The sequence below is a fragment of the Psychrobacillus sp. 05T411 genome, from assembly GCF_056396485.1.
On sequence record NZ_JBFTLO010000020.1, the window covers coordinates 27,857 to 52,755 of the forward strand.

Sequence of the window (24,899 nt, forward strand, 5' to 3'; positions counted from 1 at the left end):
ACAACCTCCCTCATTCAGCTTTTGTTAAGTCGATTTTATTATTTATCGTCGATACGAACAGCAATGTGACGGATAATGTCCTCATTGATGTTAGCTAAACGAATGTACTCATCGATTGCTTTTGAATCAGCATTTGCTTTAACGATTTGGTAGAAACCTTCACGTAAGTCATTGATTTCATAAGCTAAACGGCGTTTACCCCAGTCCTTCGCTTCGATGATTTCAGCACCGTTTGAAGTTAGGATTTCATTGAAACGCTCAACTAAAGCTTTTTTCGCATCTTCTTCGATTGCTGGTTGAATAATATACATTAATTCATACGTTCTCATCTATTTACACCTCCCTATGGTCTTTGGTCGATTGATGAACAATCGACAAGGAGCAAGTAATTCTATTACTCACATCAATGAATTGTACCATAAATATTTTATTATTTCAAGTTCATTGTCATTGTTTTTACTATTCATGTATATTTATATTAATGGAGGGATTGTTCATGGATAATAATGAAGATTATTTATCGATTATTGAAATTGATTTGAAAAAAGTCACTTGGTCTAGCTTTATTATGACTGTTTTGTTATCCCTACTTGGAATCTTTATTTATACTTGGTTATACAATGGCCTTGAAGTAATATTTTCACTTATTGATCTTCTGTTATTTTTTATCGGATATATACTATTAATTGTTTTACATGAAGCATTTCATTTAATCGGTTTTTATTTGTTTGGAAAAGTCCCTTGGAATAGCATGAATTATGGTGTTAATCTCAAAATGGGTATTGCCTATGCAACAACAAATATTCCTTTACCTAATCATGCGATGAAAAAAGCATTACTACTACCCTTTTGGACGACGGGCGTTCTTCCTATGTTAATAGGATATATCATTCAATCACCTATGCTAGTCCTTTTAGGCGTTTGGTTAATTGCCGGGGCAGCTGGAGACTTTGCAATGTACAAAGAACTAAAAAAACACCCTAAAGATGTGTTAATAAAAGATGATCCTGTAAAACCTAAACTATATGTACTAAAAAAAGATTAGCGAGAGAATTCGCTAATCTTTTTTATTAAACATTAAAACGGAACAACATAACGTCGCCATCTTGTACTACGTATTCTTTTCCTTCTAGACGAACTTTTCCTGCTTCTTTTGCAGCTGCCATAGATCCTGTAGCAACTAAATCATCATAAGCAACTGTTTCTGCACGAATAAATCCTTTTTCAAAGTCTGTGTGAATAACACCCGCACATTGAGGAGCCTTCATCCCTTTACGGAACGTCCATGCACGTACTTCTTGTACACCAGCTGTGAAATATGTAGCAAGTCCAAGTAAAGAGTAGGAAGCTTTAATAAGCTGATCTAATCCAGATTCTTCGATACCTAATTCTTCTAGGAACATTTGCTTTTCATCGTCCTCTAGTGCTGCCATTTCCTCTTCAATCTTCGCACAAACAACAATTACTTGTGCTCCCTCTTCTGCAGCAAATGTGCGTACTCTTTGTACGTATTCATTTTCACCGTCTGCCATAATATCATCTTCAGATACATTGGCCACGTATAGCATCGGTTTAATCGTTAATAAATGAAGCCCTTTTACTACTCGAAGTTCCTCTTCTGAAAAGTCAACAGAACGACCAGATTTTCCAGCTTCAAAAGCCTCTTTTAAGCGTGTAAGAATTGGTTCTTCTACCATTGCATCTTTATCTTTTTGTTTTGCCATTTTGGCAACGCGAGCTAAACGTTTATCTACACTTTCTAAATCCGCTAAAATTAACTCCAAATTAATGACTTCTATATCCGAGATTGGGTCCACTTTACCGGAAACATGTGTAATATTTTCATCATTAAAACAACGGACTACTTGGCAAATTGCATCTACTTCGCGGATATGGGCTAGAAACTTGTTACCTAGACCTTCCCCTTTACTAGCACCTTCTACAATTCCAGCAATATCTGTAAACTCGAATGCCGTTGGAACAGTTTTCTTAGGTGTTACTAATTCTGTTAACTTATCTAAACGTGCATCTGGAACTTCAACAATCCCTACATTTGGATCAATTGTAGCGAACGGATAGTTTGCTGCAAGTGCCCCCGCTTTCGTTATTGCATTAAACAGTGTGGATTTTCCTACGTTTGGTAATCCTACGATTCCTGCCGTCAATGCCATATCTGTCACAACCCTTCTCTATATTAACTTACACTTTTTTTATTTATAACCTGTTCATTATATTGATTTTGATACTAAAAGTCTATCTTTACTCAGTATCTGCTTGTTTTAAGAGTCGCTTCATCTTTTTTTCAAATTCTTTTCGTGGAATCAGTACACTATGTTGACATCCCTCACATTTAATTCGAATGTCAGCTCCCATTCGAATGATCTTCCAAGCATTCGTTCCACATGGATGCTGTTTTTTCATTTCCACAATATCATTTAGTTGAAACTGCTTATTTTCCATTTTTATCACCTACTTTTACTTTGATCTATAACTGCAGCTTTATTAGGAAATTTGAATACCCTTTTGTTCCAGAAATTCTTTTAAATCTTTTCGTATTTTTCTAGCGATTCCAGCTTGTTTCGTTGGTATTGTTTCAGCAGTAATTCGAACAACTATCTCGGTTGCGTTAAAACTTTGTACTCCGAGGAAGCTTGGGACTTTAACAAGCTCTTCATATTTACTAGATAGATCTTTAAGAAATTCTTGTATATTCTTCTCTAATGTCGGAATATCAGTTTCAGCTGCAACACTCACATCGATCAAAGCTAATGAGTTATAAATGGAATAATTGATAACAACTGTAATAGTTCCATTGGGAATAATATGAAGTTCTCCAGTATAGCTTTTCACTTTAGTTGTACGTAAGCCAATTTCCTGCACGATTCCATTTGCCGAACCGATCTGTACTTGGTCACCAACTGCAAATTGATCTTCAAATATAATAAAAAATCCTGTTATAATATCTTTCACTAAACTTTGTGCACCAAAACCAACCGCAAGTCCGACAATACCTGCTCCTGCAAGTAGCCCAACTACATTTATACCAAAAGTACTTAATATAGCTATAATCGCTGTGAAATATACAACGTTAGCTAAAATATTTTGAAGAAGCTTTTCTAGTGTATTTTGTCTGCGTTCTGAATAGCCTAAGGGACTCTTCTGTCTAACTAAAAACAATTTTGTGATAACCCTTTTTCCGACCCTCACTACAATTGTAGTGAGTAATAAGATAACGAGAAGTTTAACAAAAATAATGCCAAAATCCAGCCATGTCTCCTCTGAAATTAAATAATCTTTAAATTTCTGTAGTTTCGCGTTCATAAAGCAGTTTGTCACCTCTACTTGAATAAATAATTTTCTAGATGCATATACTATGTTAAAAAGAAAGCGAGTTAAATATATGAACTCTCAAGCAACAACTATTCAACATCTCTCTTCTATCTATTATAAAGAAACAGGAGTAGTTTGGCGATTAAGCAACTACTTTTTAAATCATATTCCTTTTGATCATCCAAACTTAGTCTTTTGTTGTATAGGAACGGACCGCTCAACAGGTGATGCCCTTGGACCAATGACCGGTTCTTTTTTAACTCAACTTCTTTCTTTTCCATTTCAAATTGTAGGCACTTTAGATAATCCATTACACGCATTAAATTTAGAAGAAACTATAGAAGAGTTAAAAGGCTCACCTGATTCACCCTATATTGTTGCCATTGATGCTTGTTTAGGGAATTCTAACAATATCGGACAAATCATCGTACATCCTGGGCCACTTTATCCAGGAAAAGCAGTAAAAAAAGAATTACCTCCAATTGGAGAAGTCTCCATTAAAGCAGTGGTGAACATTGGGGGTTTTATGGAATACAACGTTCTACAAAGTACCCGACTTAACCTAACTTTTGAAATGGGTAAAGTAATATCACGAGCTCTTCTCCTAGCATGGCATCGTTACAATTTAAAAGTTATAAATGAAAGCGACCGCAATGCCAACAATGACTAAACTTGGTAAGAGATTCGCTACTCTAATTTTTGTTAACCCAAGTAAATTTAAACCAATTGCGATAATCATGATTCCTCCAGTGGCTGTCATTTCTTGAAGAAACAATTCAAGTGCAGCTTCTGGTATGACTTTAGTAATTTGTGTTGCAAATAAAGCAATCAATCCTTGATAAATTACCACTGGAAAAGCTGACAACAATACGCCTATTCCTAAAGTTGCTGACAAAATAACGGAAGTAAATCCATCAATTATTCCTTTACTAATGAGTAATTCATGATCGTTTTGGAGTCCACTATTTAATGCTCCTAAAACTCCCATTGCGCCAATAACAAATATAAGTGTACTCGTAACAAATCCTTGGGCGATACTTCCCCCTTGAGAGGCTTTTGACCCGAACTTTTTCTCTATAAATTGACCTAGTTTATTTAAGCCCTTATCTAAATCAATCCATTCTCCGATAACCGCACCAAATACGATACAAATAATGATTAATACAAAGTTACTACTTTCTAAGCCCATTTGAATTCCTAATAAGGTCACCGTAATACCAATAGCACCCATAACTGTTTGCTTCATATTTTCCGGAATTCCTTTTAATAATCTTCCGGCAATAGCTCCTATAATTATTAATAGAGCATTCACCAAAGTCCCCAATAATACCATCTGAATTCCTCATCTCACGTCTAAAAATATAACCTACTTCTAGGTTCCCCTAGAAATAGGTTACTTTAATTTTCCAATAGTTCTAATATTCTTTCTAAGTCATCTTCTGAATAGAACTCAATTTCAATTTTCCCTTTGTCTTTACCTTTTGTAATAGAAACCGACGTGCCGAAGAAGTCCCTCAATTCAGATTCCTTTTCTTTTGTAAAAATATCTTTTTCTTCTCTTTTTGTTTCACGTGGAACATTCTCATTTAAACGTTGTACTAAAGCTTCTAATTGGCGTACATTTAAGTTTTCTTTAATTGTTTTTTGCATAATTATCGGGATTGTTTTTTTCTTTTTTAAACCTAATAAAGCTTTTCCATGTCCCATTGTTAAAATACCATCGGAAATTGTATTTCTAACAATTTCTGGCAAGGTGAGCAAACGTACGTGATTAGCAATATGTGGTCTACTTTTTCCTAATCTAAATGCAAGTTGCTCTTGAGTTAAACTTAAATGTTCCATTAAGTTTTGATAGGCTTCTGCTTCTTCTATCGGTGTTAAATCTTCACGCTGTAAATTTTCTAAAATAGCCAACTCCATCATTTGCTGGTCGGTTAGCTCTCGAATAACTGCAGGTATTACGTCTAAACTCGCCAGCTGAGATGCTCTATATCTTCTCTCACCTACAACGATTTCATATTTGGAACCTTTTTTTCGAAGAATTATCGGTTGTAATACACCATGTTCTTTAATGGACTCTGTAAGTTCGTTCATCGCTTCTTCATCAAAAACTTTTCGAGGTTGATAAGGATTGGGCTTAATTTCGAATAAACTAATTTGTTCTACTTTCTCTGTTTTTTCTAAGCCTTCACCAGGAAAGAGTGCATTAATACCTTTTCCTAAACCTTTAGCCATTACGGATCACTTCCTTCGCTAGTTCTAAGTATACTTCTGCTCCTTTAGACTTGGGATCGTAAATAATAATTGGTTCTCCATGACTTGGTGCTTCACTCAAGCGAACATTTCTAGGAATTATTGTTCTATATACTTTATCTTGAAAATACTTTTTTACTTCTTCGATTACTTGAATACCTAAATTAGTTCTAGCATCAAACATTGTTAATAAAACGCCATCAATTTCTAAATCCTTATTTAAATGTTTTTGCACTAAACGGATCGTACTTAATAACTGACTTAAACCTTCTAATGCATAAAACTCACATTGAACCGGTATGATAATGGCATCGGATGCAGTCAAAGAATTGATTGTTAATAAACCAAGTGATGGTGGACAATCGATAATTATATAATCATATCGGTTTTCCACTTCTTGTAAGGCCTTTTTTAATCGAACTTCTCGAGAAATAGTAGAAACTAATTCTATTTCTGCTCCTGCTAATGAAATAGTGGCAGGAACAATATGTAAGTTTTCCACCTTTGTTTCTTGAATAGTTTCTAAAACGCTCAAGTCATCTATTAATACATCATAAATACATTGATTTACATCGCCTTTATTTACACCCACGCCACTAGAAGCGTTTCCTTGTGGATCTATATCTACAAGTAAAACTTTCTTACCTAAGTATGCAAGGCAGGCACTTAAGTTAACAGATGTAGTAGTCTTACCTACACCACCTTTTTGATTGGCTATTGCAATAATTCTTCCCACTCTTGCACCTACTTTCGCCATAATTTTTTGACTCTATTCCATTCTATCAAACTTCGAAAGAAAATTGGATGATATTCTTGTAACAAAAGAAAAACTCTTGCAAAAATGCGAGAGTTTGAAATAAATAATATATTATGATTTCTTTTTTGGTATTCTTACAGTGATTTGATAAAATTCTTCCATATCTTCTTCTTCTGTTTTAATATTAATACCACTTTTCGTAACCATTGATAAAGATTGCTTGATCGTATTCAATGCAATACGTACATCTTTACTGACAGCTTTCCTTKTGGGTTTTGCTGTTTTTTTGTCTTCTTTCAAAGGAGGGTTTAAAATTTCCTCCACCTTTTGCTCCAATTGCTTTACATTCCAATGGTTTTCCATTGTCATATTCATTAGTTGGAGCTGCATTTCTTTTTCTTTAATTTGCATTAATGCTCTTGCATGTCTTTCCGATAATTCTTTTTTCATAATTGCTTCTTGAACTTCTTCAGGAAGTTTTAGCAGTCTTAGTTTGTTGGCAACTGTAGATTGACCTTTACCGAGTCGCTGTGCAAGGGCTTCTTGAGTAAGTTCATGTAATTTAAGCAGTTTTTGATAAGCAACTGCTTCTTCAATCGCGGTTAGTTCTTCCCGCTGTAAGTTTTCTATTAAAGCAATAGAAGCAGTTTCTTTATCACTTAAATTACGAATAATTGCGGGGACTTCTGTCCACTGCAATTTTGACATTGCACGAAACCGTCGTTCCCCTGCAATAATTTCATACTTTTCATCATCCATTTTACGGATAACTATAGGTTGAATAACACCATGTGTATGAATTGTCCGAGCAAGTTCTTCTATTTTTGCTTCATCAAAAACAGTTCTCGGCTGATATCTATTGGGTATAATTTTATCAATTGCTATATTCATTACTTCTTCTAAATGATGTTGTGTCGGTTCGACAACCACATCTTGTCCTTGTTTTTCAGAACTTCCGAAAAAACGAGAAAAAGGACTTTTCATCTTACAAGCACCACCTTTTAGAAACTCTATACACTTAATATTCACGAAAAAAATAACACTACTATAAATGTTTCACGTGGAACGTTCCTCAATTTAATGCACCTTGACATACTTGCTTCTGAATTTTCTTTTATTAAAGATATTATCTATTTTAGTAGTTTATTAAATACCACTAGGTGAAATACAGAAGCAAGATGCCGAGCAAGGTTAAATAATAGGCGTTTTATTTGGAATACCTGGTTTTCGAGGGTATCTTTTCGGTGTGCTTTTTGTTTTAGAAAAGACATACAACGTTCTTTCACTATTTTCAATCGGTAAAAGAAATGAATACTCTGCACTTTTTTCAGAACCTAGTACACTGAGTGCTTTTTTAGCATCTTTTAGCTCATCGGAAGCACTAGCAGCTTTCATCGCTATAAATCTGCCTCCTACTTTTACAAGAGGAATACATAATTCAGATAAGACAGAAAGCCTTGCTACTGCCCTTGCTGTTACAATATCATATTTTTCTCTGTATTCACTATTTTGTCCGAACTCTTCCGCCCGGGCATGCACAAATTGAACATTGGTTAAGTTCAATTCTTTGCTTAAATTCGTTAAAAATTGAATTCTTTTATTCAATGAATCAACAATTGTTACCTTTAGATCCGGGAAGCAAATTTTGAGTGGAATACTTGGAAATCCAGCCCCTGCTCCTACATCACAAACAGAGAAAGGGCCATTAAAATCTTCGTAGAATGAAGCACTAATTGAATCAAAAAAATGTTTTAAATAGACAGAAGGTTCATCTGTAATTGCAGTTAAATTCATTTTTTCATTCCACTCAACTAATAATTCAAAGTATTTTCTAAACTGTTCTACTTGAACATCACTTAGCGTAATACCTTTTTCATGAAGGGCTTGTTTAAATTGTTCTTCGTTCATGTAGTTCTCCTTATCATTTAAGACTATCCAGAAATTTTAGCTATTTTTCCTTGTTCAATATAAATAAGTAAGATAGAAATGTCCGCTGGATTCACTCCTGATATACGGGATGCCTGTGCAATAGATAATGGACGTACTTGCTTTAGTTTTTGTCTTGCTTCCGAAGCAATTCCAGAGATTGCATCATAATCAAGTTGATCAGGAATTTTTTTGTCTTCCATTTTTTTAAGTTTTTCTACTTGTTGAAGAGACTTTTCAATATACCCTTCATATTTTACTTGAATTTCAACTTGTTCTTTTTCTTCTAATGTTAATTCTACTTCTGAAGGAACCAGTTGGGCAACTAAATCATAATGCATTTCTGTTCGCTTAAGTAAGTCAGCGGCACGTATACCGTCTTTTAGCTCACTACCTTCTACACTACGTATTAACTCCTGTGTTGCTTCATTTGGCTTAATAATCAGCGTACGGAGACGAATTAATTCATCTTCTATCCGTTTCTTTTTGATTAAAAACTGATCATATCTTTCCCCCGAAACTAAACCAATTTGGTAGCCCATTTCAAGTAGTCTTAAATCGGCATTATCATGGCGCAATAATAATCGATACTCTGCACGAGAAGTTAGTAATCGATATGGCTCATTCGTTCCTTTTGTTACTAAATCATCGATTAATACTCCGATGTACGCATCTGATCTACTCAAAACCTTTTCTTCTTTGTTAAGTACACGTAGTGCAGCGTTAATACCAGCCATTAATCCTTGACCTGCTGCTTCTTCGTACCCAGATGTACCATTAATTTGACCTGCTGTATATAAGTTTTTTATTTTTTTCGTTTCGAGTGTTGGCCATAATTGAGTTGGAACCATTGCATCATATTCAATTGCATAACCAGCACGCATCATTTCTGCATTTTCGAGTCCCGGAACTGAAGCGATCAATTGACGTTGGACATGCTCTGGTAGACTTGTTGATAGTCCTTGCACATACACTTCTTTTGTATTTCTACCTTCTGGCTCTAAGAAAATCTGATGGCGCGGTTTATCATTAAATCGAACTACTTTATCTTCAATAGATGGACAATATCTTGGACCTGTACCTTTAATCATACCAGAATACATTGGTGACAAATGTAAATTATCATTAATAATTTGATGCGTTTTTGCACTTGTATATGTTAACCAACATGGTAGCTGATCCATGATGAATTCTGTTGTTTCAAAACTAAATGCTCTTGGAACATCATCACCAGGTTGAATTTCTGTTTTACTATAGTCCACTGTTTTACTATTCACGCGAGGCGGAGTACCAGTTTTAAATCGAACCAAATCAAACCCTAAATTTCGGATACTATCCGCTAACTTAATGGATGGTTGCTGATTATTTGGTCCACTAGAGTATTTTAAATCTCCAATGATTATTTCTCCACGTAAAAACGTACCTGTAGTAATGACAATTGTTTCTGCTCTGTATATTGCTCCCACTTGCGTTACAAGTCCAATAATTTTTTCATCTTCTACAAGTAATTCTTCGACCACTGCTTGATGAATCGTTAAGTTTTCTTGTTCTTCCAGAAGTCGTTTCATCTCATGTTGATAGAGCACTTTATCTGCTTGTGCTCGTAGTGCTCTAACAGCAGGGCCTTTCCCTGTGTTTAGCATTCTCATTTGAATATGTGTTTTATCTATTACTTTTCCCATGGCTCCGCCTAATGCGTCAATTTCACGCACAACAATTCCTTTCGCTGGCCCTCCGATGGATGGATTACACGGCATAAATGCAATCATATCAAGATTTATTGTTAAAACAAGCGTTTTTACACCCATTTTAGCAGCTGCTAGTGCTGCTTCCACACCTGCATGTCCTGCTCCAACAACAATCACATCGAACTTGCCTGCTTCAAAGTTTGGCATGTTCGTTTCTTCCTCTCGTTTTTTATTTTCCTAAACAAAACTGTGCAAATAGCTGGTCAATTAAACTTTCTTCCACTGTATCTCCAACTATTTCACCTAATATTTCCCAAGTTCTTGTCACATCTATTTGAATCATATCCACTGGCACTTCATTATGTGCAGCTTCAATTGCGTCAGTCACAGTTGCTTTTGCTAAATGCAATAAAGATATATGGCGTGCATTCGATACATAAGTTAAATCGGAAGCTTCAATCGACCCTTCAAAAAATAGAGAAGCGATTGCTTCTTCTAATTCATCGACCCCTTCTTCTTGAAGTAAAGAAGTTGTGACAATTCGTTTATCTCCTGCCAATTGCTTCACTTCGTCCATGTCGATTTCGGTCGGTAAATCTGTTTTATTAATAATAATGATGCAATCCATACCTTCAATTGCTTCAAATAGTCTACGGTCTTCTTCTGTTAATCGTTCCGCATTGTTTAGGACAAGTAATAGAAGGTCTGCTTCTTTTAATACTTGTCGTGATTTTTCTACACCAATTCTTTCTACTATATCTTCTGTTTCTCGAATTCCGGCAGTATCTACTAATTTTAACGGAACTCCGCGCACATTAACATACTCTTCTATAATATCTCTTGTTGTTCCCGCTATATCTGTAACAATTGCCTTGTTTTCCTGTATTAAACTATTTAATAAAGAAGATTTTCCAACGTTGGGTCTTCCGATAATTGCCGTTGAAAGTCCTTCGCGAAGTATTTTCCCTTGAGATGATGTTATTAATAATTTATCAATTTCTTCTTTCACCCAAGTGCATTTATCAATCATCAGTGGTAGCGTCATTTCTTCCACATCATCATATTCTGGATAGTCAATATTTACTTCTACTTGTGCCAATGTCTCAAGAAGAGCTTGTCTTAAAGTGTTAATAAGTCTAGATAATCGTCCGTCCATTTGTCCTAAAGCAACATTCATGGCCTTATCTGTTTTTGCTCTTATTAAGTCCATAACAGCCTCTGCTTGTGATAAGTCGATTCTTCCATTTAAAAATGCACGTTTCGTAAACTCGCCTGGCTCAGCAAGTCGTGCACCATTTATTAAAATAAGTTGTAAGACACGATTGACAGATACAAGTCCTCCATGACAATTTATCTCAATTACATCTTCTCTCGTAAATGTTTTTGGTCCTTTCATTAAGGACAGCATTACCTCTTCTACTACCTCATTCGTTTTGGGATCAACTAAATGTCCGTAATGTATCGTATGAGACGCTTGTATTAGTAAATCTTTTTCGTTTGGCGAACGAAAAATTTTATTTGCTATAGTTATTGCATCAGTCCCACTGATTCTTACTATTGCTATAGCGCCTTCCCCAAGCGGTGTAGAAATAGCTGCTATTGTATCAAATTCCACAAGTGTCAACCTCCTTACAGTTTCAATACTTATCCACATGTGAATAAGTAACCGAACACGACTATCTAACATATAACGATACCACAAAATACCCAAAATCAGAAGTATAGATACTTTTATTCATGTGAACAAAATGTACCAATTTGACCATATCAATTACGACTCGGTGTAATGGCGTCCAGATATTGAACCTGCGCTTAGACCCACATGATGCAGTTCAGTTAGCCCTTGTTGCATGGATGCGACAATTTTAAACTAACATCATTCTAATAATCCCTTGAAAAGTCTGTGACATTGGCCAGAAGCTTTAACTTTAATCACCAGAGAGTCTCAGGCTCTCTGGTGATTAAAGTTAAAAACGGATCTCAGCTATTGAAAGCTAAAATCCGTTTTTAGTTATTTTATCGGTTCTATTACTAAAAAGCGATTTGGATCCGTTCCGACTGAATAGGTTTCTATATCTACACGAACAGATAGTGCATGATGGATTACTTTTCTTTCAAAAGATGACATTGGTTCAAATTCTACTTTTTTACCCGTCCGAACTGCTTTATCTGCCATTCTTTCTGCAAGCTGTTCCAGTGATTCTCTTCTACGCTCTCGGTAATTTCCAACATCCAATTTAATAATGATGAAGGAATTTGAAAACTTATTTGCGACAAGCTGAGCTAAATTTTCAAGTGCATTCAGTGTTTGTCCGCGCTTTCCTATTAATACAGCTGCTTTTTCACTATTTAGATGGAGGTGAATAAACTTTCCATCCTTTTTTTCAGTTATTACTAAATCATCTATTTTCATCTCTTTAGCTATTTCGTTAATATATTGAATCGTTTCTTCTACCGCTAACTCATTTGTTTGTTCTTTGGAAGGTGCTTCTTCTTTCACAACTGGCATATTAACTTCTGCTTCATGCACTTGTTGTAGTTTCTCTTCCTTAACTATTTCTTTTATTGGAGCTTCTTCTACTATTTCTCTTTCTAAAACAGTTACTTGTACAACTGCAGGTTTTACTCCAAATCCCAGAAAACCTTTTTTACCCTCATCCACTACTGTAATCGACACGTCTTGCATGGAAACTCCTAGCTTTTCTAGTGCAATAGTTATAGCTTCTTTTTTTGTAGGTGCAGTTTGCGTAATCTGATTCATTTTTTGGCCCCTCCCGATTTAACAGGTTCTTTTTCCTTCTTGTTCCAAGGTTTATAAATGAATAAATTTTGAATAATAGAGATAATATTTCCGATAACCCAATATAATGTTAAAGCCGCTGGTAAAACGATACCAAATCCTATAATCATAAACGGCATAATATACATCATCATTTTCATTTGAGGATTATCCATTGCTGGGCCTGTACGTAAAACGATTAATTGCATGACACCGGCAAGTACTGCAAGGATAATACTTGGTTCTGCTAATGCAAATCCTAAAAAGTCGCCTAGATTGATTTCTGGGGTATTATTCATTCGACTAATCGCATGATAAAATCCGATTAATATCGGCATTTGAATAAAAACTGGTAAACATCCGGCAGCTGGATTGATCCCTCTTTCTTTAAAAAGAGCCATCATCTCTTGCTGATACTTTTGTTGAGTCACTGCATCTTTTGAACTGTACTTTTCTTTTAGCTTTTTTAATTCAGGTTGTACTTCTTGCATACTTTTAGAGCTTTTCGTTTGTTTAATCATTAAAGGTAAAATTATTAAGCGGATAATAATAGTTACCGTTATAATTCCTAAACCATACGTACCTAGTAAATCTTTAAAATATGTTATAGCTGAAACTAAGGGCCAAACAATGTATTGATTCCAAAATCCTTCAGAATCGGAATAGATCGGCTCATTGAATTCAGTACAACCAGCAAGTAGTACAGTTGCCACTATTAGCAACAGTACTAATGATAGTCTTTTTTTCAACCTTCTTCCCCCTAATTAAATATGTTCATTTCATCTCATCTTACCATTTCTCGTAAAGTCTACACTAGCTTTTCTTTTGGATCACCTTTGCTATTTTGAGAACATGCTCTAAACTTTTTTTTGTTTCGTGAAAATCTAGCTTGGCCGCCGGATTTCTGGCGATAATAATATAGTCCATTTTCGAATATACTTGATCATGTATTTCTAAAAAGGTTTGCCTTATATATCTTTTTATACGATTACGAACTACTGCATTACCTACTTTTTTACTAACAGATAATCCAACTCGATAATAATCCTCTTCTTTTGTTAAGCAATAAACAACGAATTGTCTATTAGCAAATGACTTTCCTTTTTTAAAGATTTCTTGAAATTCCGCATTTCTTTTTATCCGTTGTCTTTTATTCATCGTTTCACCTGCTCCGACTAATCGTTATAAAAGAAAAAAAAGACCACTGAATGGTCAGTGGACTTACTTATGCTGATAATACTTTTCTTCCTTTTGCACGGCGTGCTGCTAATACGCGGCGACCGTTTTTCGTACTCATACGTGCGCGGAAACCGTGGTTTTTGGCACGTTTACGTGTATTTGGTTGGAATGTACGTTTCATCTATATGACACCTCCTGAGTGATCATCTTTCAATCTTCTTTAGACAGTCTTCGATATTATATATAAAGTAAGGAGGTTTGTCAATTCCCCTTTAAAGTTGCCAGTCCCACTTGCAACTTTAACTTATCCACAATTCATTTCACTCTCTATTTTTGGCTGTGTATAAAAAAATCATCAGAAAAAAATATCCACATAACTTATGAACAGGTTCTGAACATAATCATATGTTGTGGACAACTTAAAATGTTAATAATTTGATTAATGTGGATAACTCTTAAATCTCTTGTAATTGCAATGGATTTTTGTTACGATATTTGTGTTTTACTTTTTCAATTAAATTTTACCACTTTTTCTTATCCACAGTTGTTAGTAATCTGTGGATAAGTTTTTCCACGTACGTTTACAATATTTATCCACAGAAGGTGGATTTGTGTATATGTCTTTAATTTATGCATATTAATTATTTTTACACATTGTAAAATTAGAACGTTTTACTACTCTAAAAAAGGAGACTAGATTATTGGAACATTTAGAAGAACTTTGGGCAAAGGTTCTCTCTGAAGTAGAAAAGAAAACATCGAAACCTAGTTTTGAAACTTGGTTAAAGTCGACGAAGCTACTTTCATATCAAGGAGAGACTGTTACAATAGCTGCGCCTAATTCCTTCGCAAGGGACTGGCTTGAAAACCATTATGTCCATCTAATTGCAGGAATTTTGACGGAAGTGACTGGTAACGAACTTCTTATTTCTTTTGTTGTACCAAAGAACCAAGATGTAGAAGACTTTGATATACCAAAACCTAAAATCCCTATGAATAACGGGGATCAATCAGACTTTTCACCCGGAATTTTAAATTCCAAATATACATTTGATACATTTGTTATTGGCTCAGGAAACCGTTTTGCTCATGCTGCATCATTAGCTGTGGCTGAAGCACCTGCAAAAGCATATAATCCTCTATTTATATATGGAGGAGTAGGACTCGGAAAAACCCACTTAATGCATGCGATTGGTCATTATGTTAAAGAACACGATCCCAATGCAAAAGTGGTTTATTTATCTTCTGAAAAGTTTACGAATGAATTCATTAACTCTATTCGAGACAATAAAACCATTGAATTTCGCAATAAGTATCGGAATATAGATGTCCTGCTAATAGATGATATTCAATTCCTTGCAGGAAAAGAATCAACTCAAGAAGAATTTTTTCATACTTTTAATGCATTACATGAAGAATCTAAACAAATTGTTATTTCTAGTGATAGACCTCCCAAGGAAATTCCAACACTGGAAGATCGCTTGCGTTCTCGCTTTGAATGGGGACTAATAACAGATATTGCTCCCCCAGATTTAGAAACAAGAATAGCGATTTTACGCAAAAAGGCAAGAGCTGATGGATTGGACATTTCAGATGAAGTAATGGCCTATATAGCAAACCAAATTGATTCCAATATTAGAGAATTAGAAGGTGCATTAATACGTGTAGTAGCTTATTCTTCTCTTGTAAATAAAGATATAAACCCTGAACTAGCAACAGAGGCATTAAAAGATATTATGCCAAACGCTCGTCCGAGGATAATTACCATTTTAGACATTCAAAAAGTGGTGGGAGAACATTTTCACATTAGATTAGAAGATTTCACAGCTAAAAAGCGGACAAAATCAATTGCATTTCCCCGTCAAATAGCAATGTATCTTTCACGTGAGTTAACCGATTTTTCGCTCCCTAAAATTGGCGAAGAGTTTGGTGGTCGAGATCATACAACCGTTATTCATGCGCATGAGAAAATTTCTAAAATGCTCAAAGATGATTTAAATTTACAAGATGATTTAAAACAAATTAAAACTATTTTAGGAAGATAAAAACTTTGTGGATAAGTAGTTCTCTTTTCCTTTGACTTAAGAACAACTTGTACACATGTGGATAGATTGGTATCAATGGGTTAAAATATACTTATCAACATATCCACAGGCCCTATTACTATATCTATTAATCTTTTAAATAAATAATAACTATATAAGTGAGGTACAAAAATGAAATTCAATGTAATGAGAGATAGTTTATTAGAGGGATTAAATGATGTAATGAAAGCAGTAAGTTCAAAAACAACAGTCCCAATTCTAACTGGTCTTAAATTAGAGGTTTCAGAAAAAGGACTTTATATTACTGGAAGTGATTCTGATATCACTATACAAACGTATATACCAACTGAAAAAAATGGCGAACAAATTATTAATGTAAGCGAAATAGGTTCTATTGTTTTACAAGCACGTGTATTCAATGAGATCGTACGAAAACTACCTACAAACGAAGTAGAGATCGAAGTAACGAATCAGTTTCAAACGCATATACGGTCAGGAAAATCAGAATTTAACTTGATTGGATTAGATGCTTCGGAATATCCTTTACTTCCGCAAATTGAAGAAGATCGTCAGTTCTTTATTGCTTCTGACTTATTGAAATCGATTATTAAAGAAACGGTATTTGCTGTATCCACATCTGAAAGTCGCCCTGTACTTACAGGTGTGAATTGGCAAGTCAAAGAAGGAGAACTTCATTGCGTAGCAACAGATAGTCACCGTTTAGCTAAAAGAAAAACAGCACTGAAGGATTTGCCAGAAGAAGAATATAGCGTTGTAATTCCTGGGAAAAGCTTGAATGAATTAAACAAAATTTTGGAGGAAACATCTTCTGAAGTAGCAATTGTCATGACGCAGCAACAAATTTTGTTTAAAACAGGAGATGTATTGTTCTATTCTAGATTATTGGAAGGGAATTACCCTGACACATCTCGGTTAATACCAAACGAGTATAAAACCACAATTTTAGTAAATGGAAAGTCATTGTTACAGGCTATTGATCGTGCTTCTTTACTTGCAAGAGAAGAAAGAAATAATGTCGTTCGTTTCTCGACTATTGGACAAGGGTTTGTGGAAGTATCTTCTAACTCGCCTGAAATAGGAAATGTAGAAGAACAAATTCAAGCAGAATCCATTGATGGGGAAGAACTGAAACTATCTTTCAGTGCAAAATATATGATGGATGCTTTAAAAGCAATAGATGGACAAGAAGTGAAAATCCTATTTTCTGGAGCGATGCGACCATTCGTATTGAAATCTGTTCACGATGATTCGATTTTGCAACTTATTTTACCAGTAAGAACTTATTAAGCTGTGATCAACTAAACATAAAAAAGAGAAGATAGTCACCCATGTGGCTATCTTTTTGTTCTTTAGGAATTAAAAGCTTATTAACATGTGTATAACTTTCTTCGAACAATTTAAGGTATAAAACTTTCCCTATACTCCACAAATTATCCTTCATCGAAAACCCTGAATTGTAGACACACTTAAAGGCCATTTACGCTTTTTTTTACTTATTCGGTTATTTGGAGTAAAATGAAGGGATAATGAAAATGAGAAGAGGTTGAATTATTGTTGGAAGCGATTCGTTTTGACACAGAATTTATTACACTCGGTCAACTATTGAAAATGACAAATGCAATAGATTCAGGTGGAATGGCCAAATGGTTTTTAAGTGAACATACCGTTTATGTAAATGGCGAAGTAGAAGAACGTAGGGGTCGTAAACTTCGTCATAATGACGTTGTAAATATTCCAGGAGTAGGAAGATTCCAATTGATTGGACCAGAGAACGGGGATTAACATGTATATTGAACGTTTAGAGTTAAAAAATTTCCGTAATTATGAATCAATTGAATTAGAATTTTCCTCCAAAATTAATGTGTTTATAGGCGAAAATGCACAAGGCAAAACAAATTTGATGGAATCCCTTTATGTACTATCCATGGCAAAATCACACAGAACTTCCAACGATAAAGAATTGATACGTTGGGAAGCAGAGTATGGTAAAATAAGAGGAGCTATTCAAAAAAAATATGGTCATTTACCTTTAGAACTAACATTGTCGAAAAAAGGAAAAAAAGCAAAAGTGAATCATTTAGAGCAAACTAAGTTAAGTAATTATATTGGTCAGCTCAATGTGGTTATGTTTGCACCCGAAGATTTATATTTAGTAAAAGGTAGTCCACAAGTTAGAAGGCGATTTCTTGATATGGAAATCGGCCAAATTTCCCCTGTTTATTTACATGATTTACTTCAATTCCAAAAGATATTAAAACAACGAAATCATATGTTAAAACAAAATCAAGGGAAACCTTTTCTTAAGGACGTTATGTTTGATGTATATACTGAACAATATATAGATGCTGCAGTGAAAGTAATTCAAAAACGATTTCAGTTCATGGACTTACTACAAAAATGGGCCGAACCAATCCATTTTGGTATTTCTAGAGGATTAGAAAAGTTGACTGTTTCGTATAATTCAACTTCCGGTATTCAAGCAGGTTGGACGGAAAATGAGATGAAAGAACATCTCGAAAAAAAACTGGCGGATAGTCAAAAAAGAGAACTGGATCGTGGAGTCACCTTAACGGGTCCACATCGAGATGATCTTCAATTTTTTGTTAATGATTATGATGTTCAAACATATGGATCACAAGGCCAACAACGAACAACGGCTTTATCTTTAAAGTTGGCTGAAATCGAACTGATAAAACAGGAGGTAGGTGAAGCTCCTGTTTTATTGCTGGATGACGTTTTATCTGAATTAGATGATTATAGACAATCTCATTTGTTAAATACGATTCAAGGTGACGTACAAACATTCGTCACAACGACAAGTGTAGAAGGAATTGCACATGACACAATTCGACATGCAAAGATGTTTCATGTGGAACAAGGAGCAGTTATTAATTAACTTAGAAATCCTTTATTTTTTTAAAAAACAAGATTCACCATTATTGAAGTGATGAAAGAGTAGGTGAGCAAGTTGGCTATGGAAGAAAAAGAGTTAGATAAATCTTATGATGCTGATCAGATACAAGTATTAGAAGGATTAGAAGCCGTTAGAAAACGTCCAGGGATGTACATCGGTACTACCAGTTCAAAGGGACTTCACCATCTTGTATGGGAAATCGTTGATAACAGTATTGACGAAGCACTTGCTGGATACTGTGATCATATTATTGTCACCATTGAAAAAGACAATTGGATTCGAGTAGAAGATAACGGACGTGGTATCCCAGTAGATACACAGGAAAAGATGGGTAAACCTGCCGTTGAAGTTATTATGACCGTTTTACACGCCGGCGGTAAATTTGGTGGCGGTGGTTATAAAGTATCTGGTGGACTACACGGGGTTGGTGCATCGGTTGTAAATGCCCTTTCCGAGTTTACAGAAGTATATGTAAAACGTGATGGAAAAATTCACTGTATTAAATTTGAACGTGGTGCTGTAAGTGCTCCTTTAGAAATTATAGGGGATGCTGAAATAACTGGTACAACGACAAGATTTAAAGCAGATGCAGAGATTTTCACTGAAACTACTGAATATGAGTTTGATATTTTAGCACACCGTGTACGTGAACTAGCTTATTTAAACCGTGGCTTATCAATAACAATCGCTGACGAAAGAGAAGGCCTGGAGAAATCGGTTAAATATGTCTATGAGGGCGGAATAAAATCTTACGTTGAAGATTTAAATAAATCAAAAGAGCCAATTACGGAAGAAGCAATCTTTGTAGAAGGAGAAAAAGATGGAATTGCTGTTGAAATTGCTATGCAATACAACTCTGGTTACGCATCTAATATATTATCCTTTGCAAATAACATTAATACCTATGAAGGTGGAACACATGAGTCTGGATTTAAAACAGCACTAACTCGTGTTATTAATGACTATGCTAGAAAAAATGGTTTGTTAAAAGAAGCAGATGCCAATTTAACCGGAGACGATGTGCGTGAAGGATTAACGGCTATTGTTTCAGTTAAACATCCAGATCCTCAATTCGAAGGGCAAACGAAAACAAAGCTTGGTAACTCTGAAGTAAGTACTATTACAAATAGCTTGTTTTCAGAAGGATTTGATCGGTTTTTACTAGAAAATCCGCAAGTTGCACGTAAAGTCATCGAAAAGGGACTCATGGCTGCAAGAGCACGAGTTGCTGCAAAGAAAGCACGTGAATTTACACGCAGAAAGTCTGCATTAGAAGTTTCTAGTCTTCCAGGTAAACTTGCAGATTGTTCTTCTCGTGTACCTGCAGAAAGTGAACTGTATATCGTAGAAGGTGACTCTGCCGGAGGATCAGCTAAATCAGGTCGTGATCGTCACTTCCAAGCGATTTTGCCACTAAGAGGGAAAATTCTAAACGTAGAAAAAGCACGTTTAGATCGAATTTTAGGGAATGCTGAAATCCGTGCAATGATTACGGCACTTGGTACTGGTATTGGAGAAGAATTTACATTAGAAAAAGCCCGTTATCATAAAATTATTATTATGACAGATGCCGATGTTGATGGTGCACATATTCGAACTTTATTGCTTACTTTTTTCTTCCGTTTCATGAGACCGCTTATTGAAGCAGGTTATGTGTACGCCGCACAACCACCTTTATATCAAGTGAAACAAGGAAAACATGTCGAATATTGCTATAACGATGAACAATTAAAAGAGATTATAGATCGTCTACCAAAAACCTCCAAACCGAATATTCAACGTTATAAAGGTCTTGGGGAAATGGATGCAGAGCAACTTTGGGAAACAACAATGGACCCAGATGCACGTACTTTACTTCAAGTAAACTTAGATAACGCAATGGAAGCAGATGCGGTGTTTGAGCAACTAATGGGGGAAGAAGTAGAACCAAGACGTCTATTCATCGAAGAAAATGCTGTCTATGTGAAAAATTTAGATATTTAAGAATGTGTGTGACTGGAGGTCTTTAGGATGTCAGAAATACCGAATAAAGGTGTTAAAGGGATCAATATTAGTCAGGAAATGAAAACATCATTTCTTGACTACGCGATGAGTGTAATCGTATCCCGTGCATTACCAGACGTTCGAGACGGGTTAAAACCTGTTCATCGTCGAATTTTATATGGAATGCAAGAATTAGGAAATACTCCGGATAAACCCCATAAAAAGTCTGCTCGTATTGTAGGAGACGTTATGGGTAAATACCATCCACATGGTGACTCCTCCATTTATGAAGCAATGGTACGTATGGCACAGCATTGGAGCTACCGCTATATGTTAGTAGATGGTCATGGTAACTTTGGTTCGGTAGATGGCGATGGAGCAGCTGCAATGCGTTACACCGAATCGAGAATGTCTAAAATTGCGATGGAGTTATTACGTGATATTAATAAGAATACAATAGATTACAAAGATAACTATGATGGACAGGAAAAAGAGCCTGTTGTATTACCAAGTAGATTTCCTAACTTACTTGTAAATGGAGCTTCTGGGATTGCAGTTGGTATGGCAACGAATATTCCTTCTCATAATTTAGGAGAAGTAATTGATGGGGTCTTAGCATTGTCTGAAAACCCAGCAATTACGATAGAAGAATTGATGGGAATAATCCCAGGACCAGACTTTCCAACAGGCGGTATTATTTTAGGGAAAAGTGGTATTCGTCGTGCATTCGAAACGGGTAGAGGTTCTATACTAATTCGTGCAAAAGTCGAAATTGAACAAAAAGCTAGCGGTAAAGAAGTAATTATTGTTACAGAGCTACCATATCAAGTAAACAAAGCTCGTTTAATAGAAAAAATTGCAGAATTAGTTCGCGATAAAAAAATTGACGGCATTACCCATTTAGCGGATGAATCAGATCGTAATGGAATGCGAATTGTTATCGAAGTTCGAAAAGATGCAAACTCCCATGTACTTTTAAATAACTTATATAAACAAACAGCTTTGCAATCTAGCTTTGGTGTTAATATGCTGGCCCTCGTGGATAACCAACCAAAAGTATTGAACATAAAAGAAATGCTTTATCACTACTTAGAACATCAAAAAGTAGTTATCCGTCGTCGTACACAATTCGAATTAAACAAAGCAGAAGATCGAGCACATATTTTAGAAGGTTTACGAATTGCTTTAGACCATATCGATGAAATCATTGCATTAATCAGGGCTTCTCGAACAGGAGAAGAAGCAAAAAATGGGTTGATGGAAAAATTCAACTTGTCCGAACGCCAGGCCCAAGCGATTTTAGATATGCGTCTACAACGTTTAACTGGATTAGAACGAGATAAGATTGAAGATGAATATACAGCTTTAGTAAAATTAATTGAAGAGCTAAAATTCATCTTAGCAAATGAATATCGAGTACTTGAAATTATCCGAGAAGAAATTATGGAAATTAAAGATCGATATGCGGATAAACGTAGAACGGAAATTGTCGCTGGAGGAGCAGAAGTTTTAGAGGATGAAGACTTAATACCTGTTGAAAACTCTGTACTTACATTGACAAATAAAGGATATATTAAACGATTGCCTGCGAATACGTATAAGAGTCAAAAACGTGGTGGTCGAGGAGTTCAAGGGATGGGAACAAACGAAGATGACTTCGTAGAACACCTATTGTACACATCGACACACGATACTATTTTATTCTTTACGAATAAAGGGAAAGTGTACCGTGCCAGAGGATTTGAAATTCCTGAATACGGACGAACAGCAAAAGGATTACCACTTATTAATCTACTAGGCGTTGAAAAAGATGAACAAGTTACTGCAATGATTCCAATGGCATCATTCGAGGAAGAGAGTTATTTTATCTTTACGACAAAACACGGTGTAACAAAACGTACTCCTGTTTCCGGTTTTGCGCATATTCGAGCGAATGGTTTGATCGCCATTTCGTTGCGGGAAGAAGATGAACTAATTGCTGTTCGTTTAACGGATGGTAAGAAACAAATAATCATTGGAACAAGACAAGGGAAACTGGTACGATTCGAAGAAACCGATATTCGCTCTATGGGTAGAACTGCCGGTGGAGTAAGAGGTATCCGTTTAAAAGACGATGACTATGTAGTAGGCATGGAAATTATAGAACCAGATCAAGAAATTTTGGTTGTTACAGAAAAAGGTTATGGAAAGCGTACGCCAGAATCCGAGTATCGCTTGCAAAGTCGTGGTGGTATGGGTGTGAAAACATGTCAAATTACCGATAAAAATGGTCCTTTATCTGCTGTTAAGGCAGTAGATGGAACAGAAGACTTAATGTTAATCACGATCAATGGTATGCTCATTCGAATGGATGTAAATGATATTTCTATAACTGGTAGAAGTACACAAGGTGTCCGATTAATGAGACTTGCGGATGATGAGTTAATAGCTACAGTCGCAAAAGTAGAAAAAGAGGAAGAGGAAGAAGACATAGAAGTAGAAGAAAGTTCTCCTACTGATACGGAATCTTCGTCTACAGAAGAAACAAATGAATAAGTAAATGAAGGCACTCTTAAACAAAATCGTTTAAGAGTGCTTTTTTCATATATATACAGTAACCCAGAATATTTAGTATAATCAAGGAAACATTTAGTAAAAGGAGGGACAAAATATGCACCAAACTATAGAAAACTTAGAGGAATTGAGATTAGGAAGTATTCTAGCAGAAGATATTTTAGTGAACACCAAAAACCCCATTATTCGAAAAGATACTAAAATAACCAGGGAACATATCCAAGTATTACGCGCATTTGATATTAATAAAGTACCAATTGTATTGGAAAATGTATTTGGTAGAACAGAAGAAGAAATAAGCAAACTAAATGAAGACAAAGCAATGATTATTGAAAATAAAAATGAACCAGCTATCCAAACTAGTTTTGTAAAGCTATATGATCATGCAGTAAAAACATTTTATAAAGAATTTACTTCGTGGGAAGCTGGAATGAAGGTAGACGTTGGGAAATTACGTAGTATAGTCATGCCTTTAGTTGAAAGTGCTATGGCTGACAAGAAAATATTTTCTCACTTAAATAGTTTTTCTTCTGTAGAAAACTATGTTGCCCATCACTCGATAGCTGTAGGAATTATTTCTGGTGCAATAACTCAAAAGTTAGGACATCCTGCTGGAATGATAAAGCAAATAGCAACGGCTGGTTTATTAGCAGATGTGGGAATGTCAAAAGTAGATGGGAAGATTAGAGAGAAAAGGTCGTATTTAACTGAAGCAGATTTTTCAGAGATTAAAAAGCATACTATTTATAGTTTGCAAATGATCCAAGATAGTCCTTTATTAAAATCTGAACTTAAACTAGCTATTTTTCAACATCATGAACGTTTAGACGGTAGTGGTTATCCAAAAGGAGAAAAATTGGATAGCATATCTGTTTACTCACAAATAATTGCTGTAGCTGATGTTTACCACGCAATGACATCTGAACGGATATACCGTGCAAAGAGTTCTCCATTTAAAGTATTAGAAATGATCAGGGAAGAAGAATTTGGCAAGTATAACATCGAAGTGGTACATGCCTTAATATCACTTGTAGGTGATCTACCAATTTCCACCCGTGTTCTTTTATCTGATGGAAGGACAGGAGAAGTTGTATTTACCCATAGAGATTCACCAATGAGACCAATGATTCGTTTAACAGAAACTGGTCAAATAATTGACCTAACTGCTAAAAGAGCTTTATACATAGAGAGTATTCTAGATTGATATAATAGGGACTCTTTCCTTGTTTCTATTGAAAAGGAAAGAGTTTATTATTTTATATGAATAAAGTGTTGACATATTTAACAAACCTTGATATTATATAGAAGTCGCCAAAACAAGTCGACAACATGAACATTGAAAACTGAACATGCAAAACGTTAAGAAATATAGCTTGAAAGATTAACTTCGGTTAACTTGATAGCAAAACAATTTTGACATCATTTAATGATGATGCCAGCAAAACAACATGAGCTTTTTAAGTTCTCTATT

The 24,899-nt window shown here is 35.3% G+C and carries 24 protein-coding genes; 9 read left to right on the forward strand and 15 right to left on the reverse strand.

Annotation, left to right across the window (positions count from 1 at the left end; translation table 11 throughout):
- Positions 1-38: 38 nt before the first annotated feature.
- Positions 39-329: a 30S ribosomal protein S6 gene (gene rpsF, locus AC1DFT_RS15000; RefSeq protein WP_402825290.1), complete on the reverse strand. Its 291-nt coding sequence runs from the start codon at positions 327-329 to the stop codon at positions 39-41.
- A gap of 167 nt (positions 330-496) precedes the next feature.
- On the opposite strand from rpsF, the gene AC1DFT_RS15005 reads away from it, so the two are divergent.
- Positions 497-1,045 carry a DUF3267 domain-containing protein gene (locus AC1DFT_RS15005; protein WP_478159539.1) on the forward strand — a complete coding sequence of 183 codons (549 nt, stop codon included), beginning with the start codon at positions 497-499 and terminating at the stop codon, positions 1,043-1,045.
- A gap of 25 nt (positions 1,046-1,070) precedes the next feature.
- On the opposite strand, the gene ychF is transcribed toward AC1DFT_RS15005, so the two are convergent.
- The 3 genes from ychF to AC1DFT_RS15020 all read right to left on the reverse strand — a co-directional run bounded on the left by ychF (position 1,071) and on the right by AC1DFT_RS15020 (position 3,321).
- Positions 1,071-2,171 carry a redox-regulated ATPase YchF gene (gene ychF, locus AC1DFT_RS15010; RefSeq protein WP_478159557.1) on the reverse strand — a complete coding sequence of 367 codons (1,101 nt, stop codon included), beginning with the start codon at positions 2,169-2,171 and terminating at the stop codon, positions 1,071-1,073.
- An 88-nt stretch (positions 2,172-2,259) separates the two neighbouring features.
- The gene (locus tag AC1DFT_RS15015) at positions 2,260-2,460 is read right to left on the reverse strand and encodes a DUF951 domain-containing protein (RefSeq protein WP_142608046.1); all 201 of its coding nucleotides are present in this window, start codon (positions 2,458-2,460) and stop codon (positions 2,260-2,262) included.
- A 42-nt stretch (positions 2,461-2,502) separates the two neighbouring features.
- Positions 2,503-3,321, reverse strand: a complete 819-nt coding sequence (locus tag AC1DFT_RS15020; protein WP_478159540.1) for a mechanosensitive ion channel family protein — start codon at positions 3,319-3,321, stop codon at positions 2,503-2,505.
- A 52-nt stretch (positions 3,322-3,373) separates the two neighbouring features.
- On the opposite strand from AC1DFT_RS15020, the gene yyaC reads away from it, so the two are divergent.
- On the forward strand, positions 3,374-4,000 hold the full coding sequence (gene yyaC, locus AC1DFT_RS15025; protein WP_478159541.1) for a spore protease YyaC: 627 nt from the start codon (positions 3,374-3,376) through the stop codon (positions 3,998-4,000).
- On the opposite strand, the gene AC1DFT_RS15030 is transcribed toward yyaC, so the two are convergent.
- The 11 genes from AC1DFT_RS15030 to rpmH form a co-directional block, all read right to left on the reverse strand.
- Positions 3,956-4,663: a DUF554 domain-containing protein gene (locus AC1DFT_RS15030; RefSeq protein ID WP_478159542.1), complete on the reverse strand. Its 708-nt coding sequence runs from the start codon at positions 4,661-4,663 to the stop codon at positions 3,956-3,958. The two genes, yyaC and AC1DFT_RS15030, sit on opposite strands and share 45 nt — an antisense overlap.
- A 65-nt stretch (positions 4,664-4,728) precedes the next feature.
- Positions 4,729-5,565 (reverse strand): ParB/RepB/Spo0J family partition protein, encoded by an 837-nt coding sequence (locus AC1DFT_RS15035; protein WP_478159543.1) that lies wholly within the window; start codon positions 5,563-5,565, stop codon positions 4,729-4,731.
- Positions 5,558-6,319: a ParA family protein gene (locus tag AC1DFT_RS15040; RefSeq protein ID WP_478159558.1), complete on the reverse strand. Its 762-nt coding sequence runs from the start codon at positions 6,317-6,319 to the stop codon at positions 5,558-5,560. Before AC1DFT_RS15040 ends, AC1DFT_RS15035 begins: the two co-directional genes overlap by 8 nt.
- Before the next feature lie 132 nt (positions 6,320-6,451).
- Positions 6,452-7,324 (reverse strand): nucleoid occlusion protein, encoded by an 873-nt coding sequence (gene noc / locus AC1DFT_RS15045; protein WP_478159544.1) that lies wholly within the window; start codon positions 7,322-7,324, stop codon positions 6,452-6,454.
- A gap of 207 nt (positions 7,325-7,531) precedes the next feature.
- Positions 7,532-8,248, reverse strand: coding sequence for a 16S rRNA (guanine(527)-N(7))-methyltransferase RsmG (gene rsmG, locus AC1DFT_RS15050; RefSeq protein ID WP_478159545.1), 717 nt, complete (start codon positions 8,246-8,248; stop codon positions 7,532-7,534).
- 23 nt (positions 8,249-8,271) lie between these two features.
- Complete coding sequence (gene mnmG, locus AC1DFT_RS15055; RefSeq protein ID WP_478159546.1) at positions 8,272-10,161, reverse strand: tRNA uridine-5-carboxymethylaminomethyl(34) synthesis enzyme MnmG; 1,890 nt, start codon at positions 10,159-10,161, stop codon at positions 8,272-8,274.
- 22 nt (positions 10,162-10,183) lie between these two features.
- A complete protein-coding gene (gene mnmE, locus AC1DFT_RS15060) occupies positions 10,184-11,569 on the reverse strand; it encodes a tRNA uridine-5-carboxymethylaminomethyl(34) synthesis GTPase MnmE (protein ID WP_478159547.1) in 1,386 nt (461 codons plus the stop codon).
- 396 nt (positions 11,570-11,965) lie between these two features.
- Entirely contained in the window at positions 11,966-12,715 is a 750-nt protein-coding gene (jag, locus tag AC1DFT_RS15065) for an RNA-binding cell elongation regulator Jag/EloR (RefSeq protein ID WP_478159548.1), read from the reverse strand.
- Positions 12,712-13,482, reverse strand: a complete 771-nt coding sequence (gene yidC / locus AC1DFT_RS15070; protein ID WP_478159549.1) for a membrane protein insertase YidC — start codon at positions 13,480-13,482, stop codon at positions 12,712-12,714. Before yidC ends, jag begins: the two co-directional genes overlap by 4 nt.
- Positions 13,483-13,546: 64 nt before the next feature.
- Positions 13,547-13,891 carry a ribonuclease P protein component gene (rnpA, locus tag AC1DFT_RS15075; protein WP_478159550.1) on the reverse strand — a complete coding sequence of 115 codons (345 nt, stop codon included), beginning with the start codon at positions 13,889-13,891 and terminating at the stop codon, positions 13,547-13,549.
- Positions 13,892-13,958: 67 nt separating this feature from the next.
- A complete protein-coding gene (rpmH, locus tag AC1DFT_RS15080) occupies positions 13,959-14,093 on the reverse strand; it encodes a 50S ribosomal protein L34 (RefSeq protein ID WP_053591131.1) in 135 nt (44 codons plus the stop codon).
- A 520-nt stretch (positions 14,094-14,613) separates the two neighbouring features.
- On the opposite strand from rpmH, the gene dnaA reads away from it, so the two are divergent.
- The 7 genes from dnaA to AC1DFT_RS15115 all read left to right on the forward strand — a co-directional run bounded on the left by dnaA (position 14,614) and on the right by AC1DFT_RS15115 (position 24,632).
- Entirely contained in the window at positions 14,614-15,957 is a 1,344-nt protein-coding gene (gene dnaA, locus AC1DFT_RS15085) for a chromosomal replication initiator protein DnaA (protein WP_478159551.1), read from the forward strand.
- Between the two features lie 171 nt (positions 15,958-16,128).
- Complete coding sequence (dnaN, locus tag AC1DFT_RS15090; RefSeq protein ID WP_478159552.1) at positions 16,129-17,265, forward strand: DNA polymerase III subunit beta; 1,137 nt, start codon at positions 16,129-16,131, stop codon at positions 17,263-17,265.
- Between the two features lie 267 nt (positions 17,266-17,532).
- Positions 17,533-17,760 (forward strand): S4 domain-containing protein YaaA, encoded by a 228-nt coding sequence (gene yaaA / locus AC1DFT_RS15095; RefSeq protein ID WP_478159559.1) that lies wholly within the window; start codon positions 17,533-17,535, stop codon positions 17,758-17,760.
- A 1-nt stretch (position 17,761) separates the two neighbouring features.
- Positions 17,762-18,874, forward strand: coding sequence for a DNA replication/repair protein RecF (gene recF / locus AC1DFT_RS15100; RefSeq protein ID WP_478159553.1), 1,113 nt, complete (start codon positions 17,762-17,764; stop codon positions 18,872-18,874).
- A 78-nt stretch (positions 18,875-18,952) separates the two neighbouring features.
- The gene (gene gyrB / locus AC1DFT_RS15105) at positions 18,953-20,875 is read left to right on the forward strand and encodes a DNA topoisomerase (ATP-hydrolyzing) subunit B (protein ID WP_478159560.1); all 1,923 of its coding nucleotides are present in this window, start codon (positions 18,953-18,955) and stop codon (positions 20,873-20,875) included.
- Positions 20,876-20,902: 27 nt separating this feature from the next.
- Positions 20,903-23,410, forward strand: coding sequence for a DNA gyrase subunit A (gene gyrA / locus AC1DFT_RS15110; RefSeq protein WP_478159554.1), 2,508 nt, complete (start codon positions 20,903-20,905; stop codon positions 23,408-23,410).
- Positions 23,411-23,525: 115 nt separating this feature from the next.
- Positions 23,526-24,632: an HD-GYP domain-containing protein gene (locus AC1DFT_RS15115; RefSeq protein WP_478159555.1), complete on the forward strand. Its 1,107-nt coding sequence runs from the start codon at positions 23,526-23,528 to the stop codon at positions 24,630-24,632.
- Positions 24,633-24,899: the final 267 nt, after the last annotated feature.